Raw genomic sequence first — 10,501 nt, 5'->3', positions numbered from 1 at the left:
CTTTGTGGGGGGCGTTACATTTTAATATTTTTTCCCCCCCCCCGGTGGGGGGGGCGACAACTGAACCAAGAGCTCCTCGTGCCCAAGACTTTCCATCGAACCGACCGTGTCTCCGCCCAGCTGCGCCGTGAACTCGGCACCCTGGTGCACAACGCCGTGCGCGAGCACGGGTTGCCCTCGGTGAGCGTGTCCGACGTGGAAATCACCCGCGACATGGCCCATGCCAAGGTGTTCGTCACCGCGCTGATGCCGGAACGTTCGGCCGAAGCCGTGGCTGGCCTGAAGGAGCTGGGCTACCGCCTGCGCATGGACCTGGCCCGCGCGATGAAGCTGCGCCATGTGCCGGAGCTGCATTTCCACTACGACGACTCGGTCGACCGTGGTGAGCACATCGACAACATCCTGCGCGACCTGCCCGATACGCTGGCCGCGGAGAAGCGTCGCGAGAGCGACGAAGAATAAGCTTGCGCCGGGTGATGCCCGGCGTTTTCCATTCTGCTCGTGCGAGGCCGGACGCTGGCCGCGTTTCGCGCACGCCGGGCATGGCCCGGCGCTACCCGTATCTGTCATGACCCGAATTCAGTTCCGCCGCCTGGATGGCATCCTGCTGCTCGACAAGTCGACCGGCATGAGCTCCAACGCCGCCCTGCAGGTGGCCCGCCGCCTGTTCCGTGCCGAAAAGGGCGGCCACACCGGCAGCCTCGACCCGCTGGCCACCGGCCTGCTGCCGCTGTGCTTCGGCGAGGCGACCAAGATCGCCGGCCTGCTGCTGGGCTCGGCCAAGGCCTATGACGCCGAGATCCAGCTCGGCCAGACCACCGATACCGATGATTCCGAAGGCCAGGTGCTGCTGCAGCGCCCGGTCCCGGCGATCAGCGCCGAGGCCCTGCAGGCCGCACTGGCGCCGCTGACCGGCAGCATCCTGCAGCGCGCCCCGATCTATTCGGCGCTGAAGCAGGGCGGCGAGCCGCTGTATGTGAAGGCGCGCCGCGGTGACGTCATCGAGGCGCCCGAGCGCGAGGTGCAGGTGCATGCCATCGAGGTGCTCGAGCAGCAGGCCGAGCGCCTGCGGCTGCGGGTGACCTGCGGTTCGGGCACCTACATCCGCAGCCTGGCCCGTGACCTCGGCGAGGCGCTGGGCTGTGGCGCCCACATCAGCGCGCTGCGCCGGCTGTGGGTCGAGCCGTTCCACGCCCCGGCCATGGTCACCCTGGACCAGCTGCGGGCGATGGTCGAGGCCGGCGACGAGGCGGGCATGGAGGCGCTGCTGCTGCCGCTGGCCGCCGGCCTGGCCGAATACCCGCGGGTCGACCTCGACGCTGAACAGGCGCACCGCTTCTGTGTCGGCCAGCGCCAGCGCGACGCCGCCTGGCCGCGCGGCCTGGTGGCCGTGTACGGGCCGGACGATGCTGTCCAGGGCCTGGGGCAGGTCGACGACAGTGGCCTGCTGGCCCCGCAGCGCCGCTTCAACCTCTGACGGGACCCGGCCGGTTCAGCCCCGGTCCTTGTTCCCGGAGCCCCTGACCGTTACAATTTCGCGGCCGTTTTCCGGCAACCTGCCTCGCGCAGGTTTCATCCTCGTAGTCCACGGCGAGCCTGGCGGTGCGCGAAGCGCGTTCCTGCCGGCCACGCATCACAGAGAAAAAAGAAAATGTCGATCGACACCCAGAAGGTCATTGAAGACAACAAGCGCAGCTCGGCTGACACCGGCTCCCCGGAAGTCCAGGTTGCCCTGCTGACCGCCCGCATCGAACTGCTGACCGGCCACTTCAAGACCCACAAGAAGGACCACCACAGCCGCCGCGGCCTGCTGCAGATGGTCAACCGCCGTCGCAGCCTGCTCGACTACCTGAAGAAGAAGGACGTCGAGCGTTACAAGGCCCTGATCGAAAAGCTTGGCCTGCGTCGCTAAGCAAAGAATCCCCCGCGGCGCAGCGATGCGCCGCGGTTTTGTTTTGTAGCACCGGAATACCGATTCAGACCGGAACGATCCGGTCACCCGCTGGCGGCAAGGGTCGCCGACGGTCCAAATTCGCAGACAGCATCCCCAAGGACACCCTCCGTGGCAAAAATCACCAAAACCTTCCAGTACGGCAAGCACACCGTCACGCTTGAAACCGGCGAAATCGCCCGTCAGGCCGGTGGCGCCGTCATCGTCAAGTTCGACGACACCGTGCTGCTGGTCTCCGCCGTCGCCGCCAAGAGCGCGCGCGAAGGCCAGGATTTCTTCCCCCTGACCTGTGACTATCAGGAGAAGTTCTACGCAGGTGGCCGTATCCCGGGTGGCTTCTTCAAGCGCGAAGGCCGCGCGACCGAGAAGGAAACCCTGATCTCGCGTCTGATCGACCGTCCGATCCGTCCGCTGTTCCCGGAAGACTACAAGAACGAAGTCCAGATCATCGCCACGGTGATGTCGCTGAACCCGGAAATCGACGGTGACATCCCGGCCCTGATCGGTGCCTCGGCTGCCCTGTCGCTGGCCGGTACCCCGTTCAAGGGTCCGATCGCCGCCGCCAAGGTCGGTTACAAGAACGGCGAGTACATCCTCAACCCGACCGTGTCGGAGCTGAAGGAATCGGAGCTGGAGCTGGTTGTTGCCGGTACCGCCAACGCCGTGCTGATGGTTGAATCCGAAGCCGCGCTGCTGTCCGAAGACGTGATGCTGGGCGCCGTGACCTTCGGTCACCGCGAAATGCAGAAGGTCATCAACGCGATCAACGAGCTGACCGTGGAAGCCGGCACCAAGCCGTCGACCTGGGTGGCCCCGGCCAAGAACGACGCGCTGATCAGCGCCCTGCAGGAAGCCATCGGCCCGCGCCTGGGCGAAGCCTTCCAGGTGCGCGACAAGCTGCAGCGCCGTGACGCCATCTCGGCGATCAAGAAGGACGTGGTCGAAACCCTGGCTGGCCGCGTGGCCGCTGAAGGCTGGAACCCGGCCGAGCTGTCGAAGGAGTTCGGCGAGCTGGAATACAGCACCATGCGCAACTCGGTGCTGGACACCAAGGTCCGCATCGACGGCCGTCAGCTGGACACCGTCCGCCCGATCGCCGTGCAGACCGGCATCCTGCCGCGTACCCACGGTTCCTCGCTGTTCACCCGCGGTGAGACGCAGGCCATCGTGACCATCACCCTGGGCACCGCCCGTGATGGCCAGGTCATCGATGCCGTGTCCGGTGAGTACAAGGAAAACTTCCTGTTCCACTACAACTTCCCCCCGTACTCGGTGGGTGAGACCGGCCGCATGATGGGCCCGAAGCGCCGCGAAATCGGCCACGGTCGCCTCGCCAAGCGCGGCGTGCTGGCTGTCATGCCGTCGCTGGAATCCTTCCCGTACACCATCCGCGTCGTCTCGGAAATCACCGAGTCGAACGGTTCCTCGTCGATGGCCTCGGTCTGCGGTTCGTCGCTGGCCCTGATGGACGCCGGCGTGCCGGTGAAGGCACCGGTTGCCGGTATCGCCATGGGCCTGGTCAAGGAAGGTGATCGCTTCGTCGTCCTGTCCGACATCCTGGGTGACGAAGATCACCTGGGCGACATGGACTTCAAGGTTGCCGGTACCGCTGAGGGCATCTCCGCCCTGCAGATGGACATCAAGATCGAAGGCATCACCGAAGAGATCATGAAGCAGGCTCTGCAGCAGGCCAAGGCTGGCCGTCTGCACATCCTGGGCGAAATGGCCCACGGCCTGACCGCTCCGCGTGAAGAGCTGTCGGACTACGCGCCGCGCCTGCTGACCATCAAGATCCACCCGGACAAGATCCGCGAAGTGATCGGCAAGGGTGGCTCGACCATCCAGGCCATCACCAAGGAAACCGGCACCCAGATCGACATCCAGGATGACGGCACCATCGTCATCGCTTCGGTCAACGCCATCGCTGCCCAGGCCGCCAAGGCCCGCATCGAGCAGATCACCTCGGACGTCGAGCCGGGCCGCATCTACGAAGGCAAGGTCGCCAAGATCATGGACTTCGGTGCGTTCGTCACGATCCTGCCGGGCAAGGACGGTCTGGTCCACGTGTCGCAGATCTCCAGCGACCGCGTCGAGAAGGTCGGCGACGTGCTGAAGGAAGGCGATGTGGTCAAGGTCAAGGTCCTGGAAGTCGACAAGCAGGGCCGTATCCGCCTGTCGATGAAGGCCGTCGAAGAAGGCGAAGGCGCAAGCGCCGAGTAATCGACCTCCGGTCGATTACGGTAGGTGAGGACCGTTGGTCCTCACGCTTTCGCCGCGGTCGATTACGGTTCCCGGTAGGTGTCAGCCTTGGTTGACACACTTCTGGAATCGCCGAAATGAAAAAGCGGGCTTCGGCCCGCTTTTTCTTTGCCTGCGTTTCCGTGCCTTTCGTAGAGTCGAGCTTGCTCGACTGCTTGGATGCAGCGCAGTCGAGCCTGCTCGACTCTACGGGCTCCCCGCCGTGTAGAGTCGAGCCTGCTCGACTCTACCTATCGGGAGTTTCCATGTTGCGCCAGACCTTGGCCGGGCTTGCCCTGCTGTTCGCCGCTGCCGTTCCTGCCGCCAGCCACGCGGCGCAGCCGCCGATCTACGGTGCCTACTATCCCGGCGGTTCGGCCGAGCGCTACCCGGTGTCGCACATTCCGGCCGATCGCCTCACCCACCTGTTCTACGCGTTCTCCACCATCGAGGCAGGGCGCTGCACGGTGGGCGCCGAAGCGCCGGCCAACTTCGCGGCGCTGGCCGAGCTGAAGAAGGCGCACCCGCATCTGCGCACACTGATCTCCATCGGCGGCTGGGGCGCAGGCGGCTTCTCCGATGCCGCGCTGACCGAGGCCAGCCGCAAGCGCCTGGTTGATTCCTGCATGGCGCTGTTCTTCGAGAAGTACGCAGGCAGCTTCGACGGCGTGGACATCGACTGGGAATTCCCGGTCAGTGGCGGGCCGAGCGAACTGGCCCATCGCCCGCAGGACCGCGCGAACATGACCAAGCTCGCGCAGGCCTTCCGCGTGGCGCTGGATGCGCGTGGCCGCAAGCGCGACCAACCGATGCTGCTGACCGCCGCGCTCGCGGCCGGCCGCCTGCAGACCGACGGACCCTATGACGCGGCGGCCAGCTACGACCTGCCGGCGCTGGCCAAGGTGTTCGATTTCATCAACCTGATGAGCTATGACATGGGCACCGGCTTCTCGGCAGTGTCGACCTTCAACGCACCGCTGCATGAAGTGCCGGCTGACCCGCTGGAGCCGGAACTGCGGCGCTGGAACAACGTGGCCGGCGCCGTGCAGTACTACCGCGAACACGGCGTGCCGGCCGACAAGCTGGTGCTGGGCGTGCCGTTCTACGGGCGCGGTTTCAAGGTGACCGGCGACGCACCCGATGGCCTGTACCAGGCCTACAGCGCACCGGCCGATGCCGGCGACTGGCGGGTGATCAAGGCGCGCTACCTGGACCAGCCGGGCTGGACGAAATACTGGCAGCCGCAGGCGCAGAGCCCGTGGCTGTACAACGTGGCCGAGAAGATCTTCATCAGCTACGAGGACCCGCGCTCGATCGGCCTGCGCGCGCAGTTTGCCCGCGAGCAGGGCCTGGCCGGCGTGTTCATGTGGGAACTGACCGGCGATGACGAACAGGCCAGCCTGCTCAATGCCATGCTCGCGCCATGGCACAAGGCCCGCGTCGGCGATTGACCAGCCCTTTGTAGAGTCGAGCCATGCTCGACTGCCTTTGGCGCGGAATCAACAGCAGTCGAGCAAGCTCGACTCTACCGGGGCGTTGCGTACTGGTAGCGCCGGGCCATGCCCGGCGGTTTCCTCAATTGGCCCACACGCTGTTGGGGTCGCCCTCTCGGGCGCGGCGCTGGCTGGCCACCGCCAGGCGGGCGAAACCAAAGGCCATCGCCATCACGCCTTTGTAGAGTCGAGCTTGCTCGACTGCTCTTGGCGCGGAGGCAACAGCAGTCGAGCAAGCTCGACTCTACCGGGGCGTTGCGTACCGGTAGCGCCGGGTAATGCCCGGCGGTTTCCTCAATTGGCCCACACGCTGTTGGGGTCGCCATCACGGGCACGGCGCTGGCTGGCCACTGCCAGCCGGGCGAAGCCGAAGGCCATCGCCAGGGCCACCATGTCGATCCAGAACAGCGGCCACAACCCGCGTGCGGCGGTCAGCCACGGCCAGTCGCCGTTGAGCGCGCCATGCATCACCGGCACCAGCGCGGTGCTGATGGCCGCGGCCCACAGCAGTTCACGCGCGGCCTGTGCCGGCCGGCGCACGGCGGCCCACAGCGCACACGCCGCCCAGGTGCCGAAGCAGGCCCAGCGGATGCCGTGGTCCACCGTCGCCGGGGCCACGTGTTCAAGCACCAGCGCGGTGACGAAGGCCACCGAGATCGCCACGCACAGGCCGATGCACACCCCCACCGTGGCCCGCGCCATGTTCACCCCTGCGCGCGGCTGCTGCGGCTGCCGGCGCTTGCGTCGCGATTCGATCCACAGCAGGTTGCCCGAATAGAACAGGAAGGCACCGCCCAGCCCCAGCAGGAAGTACAGCCAGACCACCACGCCGTTGCCGAATTCGCCGAAGTGCAGGGCATAGGCCGCGCTGAGCGTGGCGTGGTTGGCATCGCGATGGCCAGGCAGCTGGCTGGCCAGCACGCGGCCACTGGCCACGTCCAGCGCCACCGAGCCGAGCGGGCCCAGCGTGCCGCTGGATTCGCCGGTGATCTCGATGGTGGCGTTGGCATCGCCGCCATTGGCCAGCTTCAGGTAAGCCGGTTCGAAATCGGCCACGCCCTGTGCGCGGGCCACTTCGAGCGCACGCGCATGCAGCTCGCGCAGGCTGCCCGGCGCGGCCGGCACGCCCGCAGCTTCGCGCACCGGCGCGGTATCCATCGCCGCCGGCACCACCTGCATGGCCTTGCCTTCGAAGATGAGCGGGTTGAGCAGGGCGATCTGGATGAAGACCAGGCAGAGCAGGGCACCGGTCACCGCGAACATCAGGTGGAACGGCAGGCTGAGCACGCCGATCACGTTGTGCGCGTCCTGCCACATCTGCTTGAGGTTGCGGCCCGGGCGCAGCGCGAACAGGTCGCCCAGCAGCTTGGGCAGGTGGATGACCAGTCCGCTGAGCAGGGCCATGCCGTACAGCAGGCTGACGATGCCCATCACGTAGATGCCGGCCACCGGCAGGCCCAGGCTGTAGTGCAGTTCGTTGACCAGCTCGGCCAGGCCCGCCTGCGGTGGCGTGGCGCTGCCGCCGGTGTTGCCGGGCCAGGCATAGCGCCAGCCGCCGTCGGCGCCCTGCCAGTAGGCCAGCGGCTGCGGGTGCTCGGCACCGGGGAAGGTCATGCCGACATGGCGGCGTGCTTCCGGGTGCTTGGCCAGCACGTCGTCCAGCAGGTACTGCGCGTCGTCCAGCCCGGCCGGCAGCACGCTGGCTGCCCCCGGCGTCTGCCACACCGGCAGATCGTGGTGGAACAGAGTGAGGGCGCCGGCATAGAACGCCACGAACAGGCCGAAGCCGGCCACCAGGCCGACCCAGGTGTGCAGGGTGGTGAAGGTACGCAGGGTCTGCGAACTGAATTTCATGCGCTCGTTCTCATTGCACCGCGCCGCTCAGGCGCAGCAGCCACAGCGCGGCGAAGCCGGCGGCGGCACAGCCTGCCGGCACCAGCCAGGCGCGCGCCACGGTGCGGAAACTGAAGGCCCACAGCGCTGCCAGCATCCACAGCGGGACGAAGGCGATCAAGGCCGGCACCACCGCGCTCGGCCACGGCCCCGGCGGCAGCCAGGTCAGCAGGCCGGTGGCGGCGGCGGCAAGGAAGAACCCGACGAAGATGCCGGACAGGGCGCGCATCCACATCAGCGCGGCTCCCGTGCGCTGCCATCCATCGCCGGGCGGTGCCAGGCGGCCAGCGCCGGCAGCAGCAGGGCCACCAGCATCCAGGTGCACAGCATCGCCACCAGGCCGGCGGCAACGCCCAGTTCGGCCATCCACAGCCACAGCGAGGCGACCGCAGCGACCAGGCCGATCTGCCGGCCCAGGCGGCCGGCGCGGCGCAGGCGTGGCCAGCGGCAGTGCGGCGAGGCCGCGTAGAACGCCAGCGCGGAAAACATCGCCGACAGCACGGCCAGGCTGCAGAAGCCCAGCGTCGACAGGCCCACGGTGATCATCGTCGGCTCACCACTGGTAACGCAGGCTGGCGGTGACGGTGCGCGGGTAGCCGTAATAGCACCACGTCGCGCTGTTGCACGCAGACACGTACTTCTTGTCGGCCGCGTTGGCGGCGTTGACCTGCAGGCGCCACGGGCCGCGGTCGTAATGCACGCTGGCATCGAACAGGGTGAACGACGGGGTATACCAATCGTTGTAGATGTCGCCGTAGATGCCGCCGTTGTAGCGCACGCCCGCACCGAAGCCGAAGCCGCTCAGCGCGCCGGCGGTGAAGGTGTAATCGGCGCCGAGCGAGGCGCTTTCCTTCGGTACCAGCGCCACCCGCTTGCCCAGCGACGCGGCATCGGTGCTGCGGCGGACCTTGGCGTCCAAGCGGGTGTAGCTGCCGTACACGCTCAGGCCTTGGCCGATGTTCCAGCGGCCTTCCAGTTCGGCGCCGCGCACGCGGGTCTGGCCCTGCTGGATCGAGAACAGGGTGTGCTGCGGGTCGACGGTGAGCGTGTTGTCCTGCTCGATCTGGTAGGCAGCCGCGGTCAGCAGCAGGCGGCCGCCTTCGGGCTGGTACTTCACGCCCGCCTCGAACTGCTCGCCGGTGGTCGGCACGAATGCGCGGCCTTCGAAATCGGTGCCGATGGTGGTCTGGAACGACTGCGACCAGCTGACGTAGGGGCTGACGCCGTTGTCGAACAGGTAGTTCACGCCGACCCGGCCGGAGAACTGGTCATCGCTCTGGTGCGCGGTGCCGGTGCCGCCGATGCGCTGTTCGGTATCGGTGCCGACCCAGTCCTGGCGGCCAGCCAGGGTCACCAGCCAGCGGTCGATGCGGATCTGGTCCTGCAGGTACAGGCCCAGCGTGCCCTGCGTCTGCACCTGTCGCGAGGTGTAGTCGGGCACCTGCACCGGCGCGCCGTACACCGGGTTGTAGGCATCGAGGGTGGGGGCGCCAAACAGGAATGCCGAGGCGTAATCGTCGCGCGCGCGGCGGTAGTCCAGCCCGGCCAGCACGGTGTGCTCGACGCGGCCGCTGTGGAAGCGGAAGGTCAGGTTGTTGTCGATGGACACGCTCTCGGAGGTATCCATGCGCGGGTAGTAATAGCGCACCAGCTCGGTGCTGTCCGGCGCCACCAGGCCGAACAGGCCCAGGCTGCCGTGGCTGGCATCCACTTCGGCCCAGCTGTAGCGCACGTTCTGGTTGAACACGGTGCCGTCGCCGAAATCGTGGCGGAATTCATAGCCCAGCGAAGTGGCTTCCTTGGTGTAGTCGTTCACGCCCGGCTCGCCGCTGAAGAAGTGGCGCGAGATGTAACGCCCATTTGCACCGGGTACCACCGTGCCCTGGTAGGGCAGGAAGCCGCCGGTCTCGACCGTGTCGTTCTTCTGGTAGCGGGCCAGCACGGTCAGCGAATTGGCTTCGTCCGGGGTCCAGGTGATGGACGGGGCGAGGTAGTAGCGGTCGTCATGCACCTGGTCGATGACGTTGTCGCTGTTGCGGGCCAGGCCGACCAGGCGGTACAGCACGCTGCCGCTGTCGTTGAGCGCGCCGCCGATGTCGAAGGCGGCCTGCTTCAGGCCGTAGTTGCCGATCTGCAGCTCCACTTCCTGCAGCGGGTTGGCGCTGGGCCGCTTGCTGACGAAGTTGACCAGGCCGCCCGGCGGCATCGCGCCATAGTTGACCGAGGCCGGGCCCTTCAGCACGTCGATGCGCTCCAGGCCATACGGTTCGATGCGCGATTCGCCGGTCCAGGTGCCTTCCACCGTGGCCAGGCCATCCAGGTAGCGGGCGGGCTTGAAACCGCGCACCAGCAGCCAGTCGCTGCGGGTGTCCTCGCCGTACTGCCCGCCCTGGGCGCCGGCGGTGTACCACACCGCTTCCTCCACGCCGTGGATGCCACGGTCGCGCATCTGCCGGTCGGTGATGACCGAGATCGACTGCGGAATCTCGCGCAGCGGGGTGTCGGTCTTGGTCGCGCTGCCGCTTTCGGTGGCGATCGGCGCGGTTACCTGGACGGTGTCGAGGGTGCGCGCCTCATCGGCCCGGGCCAGCGCCGGAAGCGTGCCGGATGCGGCAACGGCCAGGGCAACCGCGAGGGCGGACAGTGGGGCACGGAACAGGCCGGTACGGACCGGCAGCGACTGCGTAGACATGGGCGGATCCAGGGCCGGGAAGGGGCGCGCCACACGCGAGTGAGAAACGCCTGCGTATGGTAATCATTGACATCTGGCCCCGCCAGCGACCGCCATTCAGCCGTCCTGGCAGGGCCGCGGCCCGGCTGGCTTGGGCTTTGCCGCGCGCTGGTTTAAGATCGTCGCAGAACCCTGACTGGAACAAGGTGGCCCGCGCCCAGCGCCGGCCGAGCGTGCGACATGAGCACTACCACC

Annotated in this window: 9 protein-coding genes; 5 read left to right on the top strand and 4 right to left on the bottom strand. The window is 67.3% G+C overall.

Features of this window, described 5'->3' with window-relative positions:
* The first annotated feature begins 78 nt into the window (after nt 1-78).
* From rbfA to IAE56_RS06675, 5 genes are all read left to right on the top strand, one after another.
* A complete protein-coding gene (gene rbfA, locus IAE56_RS06695) occupies nt 79-462 on the top strand; it encodes a 30S ribosome-binding factor RbfA (RefSeq protein WP_005410447.1) in 384 nt (127 codons plus the stop codon).
* 106 nt (nt 463-568) lie between these two features.
* Nucleotides 569-1,477: a tRNA pseudouridine(55) synthase TruB gene (truB, locus tag IAE56_RS06690; RefSeq protein ID WP_164072858.1), complete on the top strand. Its 909-nt coding sequence runs from the start codon at nt 569-571 to the stop codon at nt 1,475-1,477.
* A gap of 174 nt (nt 1,478-1,651) precedes the next feature.
* Nucleotides 1,652-1,912, top strand: coding sequence for a 30S ribosomal protein S15 (rpsO, locus tag IAE56_RS06685; RefSeq protein WP_005410445.1), 261 nt, complete (start codon nt 1,652-1,654; stop codon nt 1,910-1,912).
* Between the two features lie 150 nt (nt 1,913-2,062).
* The gene (gene pnp, locus IAE56_RS06680) at nt 2,063-4,171 is read left to right on the top strand and encodes a polyribonucleotide nucleotidyltransferase (RefSeq protein WP_108769445.1); all 2,109 of its coding nucleotides are present in this window, start codon (nt 2,063-2,065) and stop codon (nt 4,169-4,171) included.
* Between the two features lie 284 nt (nt 4,172-4,455).
* Complete coding sequence (locus IAE56_RS06675; protein ID WP_200751942.1) at nt 4,456-5,640, top strand: glycoside hydrolase family 18 protein; 1,185 nt, start codon at nt 4,456-4,458, stop codon at nt 5,638-5,640.
* Nucleotides 5,641-5,976: 336 nt separating this feature from the next.
* Here the strand turns inward: IAE56_RS06675 and IAE56_RS06670 are convergent, their stop codons facing one another.
* From IAE56_RS06670 to IAE56_RS06655, 4 genes are read right to left on the bottom strand one after another with little or no spacing between them, the layout of a single operon-like run.
* Nucleotides 5,977-7,536 carry a PepSY-associated TM helix domain-containing protein gene (locus IAE56_RS06670; protein ID WP_200751941.1) on the bottom strand — a complete coding sequence of 520 codons (1,560 nt, stop codon included), beginning with the start codon at nt 7,534-7,536 and terminating at the stop codon, nt 5,977-5,979.
* A gap of 10 nt (nt 7,537-7,546) precedes the next feature.
* Entirely contained in the window at nt 7,547-7,810 is a 264-nt protein-coding gene (locus IAE56_RS06665) for a hypothetical protein (RefSeq protein WP_200751940.1), read from the bottom strand.
* The gene (locus IAE56_RS06660; protein ID WP_108769438.1) at nt 7,810-8,121 is read right to left on the bottom strand and encodes a hypothetical protein; all 312 of its coding nucleotides are present in this window, start codon (nt 8,119-8,121) and stop codon (nt 7,810-7,812) included. Before IAE56_RS06660 ends, IAE56_RS06665 begins: the two co-directional genes overlap by 1 nt.
* Nucleotides 8,122-8,128: 7 nt before the next feature.
* Nucleotides 8,129-10,267, bottom strand: coding sequence for a TonB-dependent siderophore receptor (locus tag IAE56_RS06655; RefSeq protein ID WP_200751939.1), 2,139 nt, complete (start codon nt 10,265-10,267; stop codon nt 8,129-8,131).
* Nucleotides 10,268-10,501: the final 234 nt, after the last annotated feature.

Source organism: Stenotrophomonas sp. S41 (assembly GCF_016624625.1).
Taxonomy (GTDB): Bacteria; Pseudomonadota; Gammaproteobacteria; order Xanthomonadales; family Xanthomonadaceae; genus Stenotrophomonas.
The sequence above is the reverse complement of the archived record's forward strand: the minus strand, read 5'-3'. Positions and strand labels throughout refer to the sequence as shown.

Excerpts from the sequence above, each read along its gene's own strand:
- truB (WP_164072858.1), top strand. The coding sequence starts at position 569 with ATGACCCGAATTCAGTTCCGCCGCCTGGATGGCATCCTGCTGCTCGAC.
- rpsO (WP_005410445.1), top strand. The coding sequence starts at position 1,652 with ATGTCGATCGACACCCAGAAGGTCATTGAAGACAACAAGCGCAGCTCG.
- IAE56_RS06675 (WP_200751942.1), top strand. The coding sequence starts at position 4,456 with ATGTTGCGCCAGACCTTGGCCGGGCTTGCCCTGCTGTTCGCCGCTGCC.
- IAE56_RS06670 (WP_200751941.1), bottom strand. The coding sequence starts at position 7,536 with ATGAAATTCAGTTCGCAGACCCTGCGTACCTTCACCACCCTGCACACC.
- IAE56_RS06665 (WP_200751940.1), bottom strand. The coding sequence starts at position 7,810 with ATGTGGATGCGCGCCCTGTCCGGCATCTTCGTCGGGTTCTTCCTTGCC.
- IAE56_RS06660 (WP_108769438.1), bottom strand. The coding sequence starts at position 8,121 with ATGATCACCGTGGGCCTGTCGACGCTGGGCTTCTGCAGCCTGGCCGTG.
- IAE56_RS06655 (WP_200751939.1), bottom strand. The coding sequence starts at position 10,267 with ATGTCTACGCAGTCGCTGCCGGTCCGTACCGGCCTGTTCCGTGCCCCA.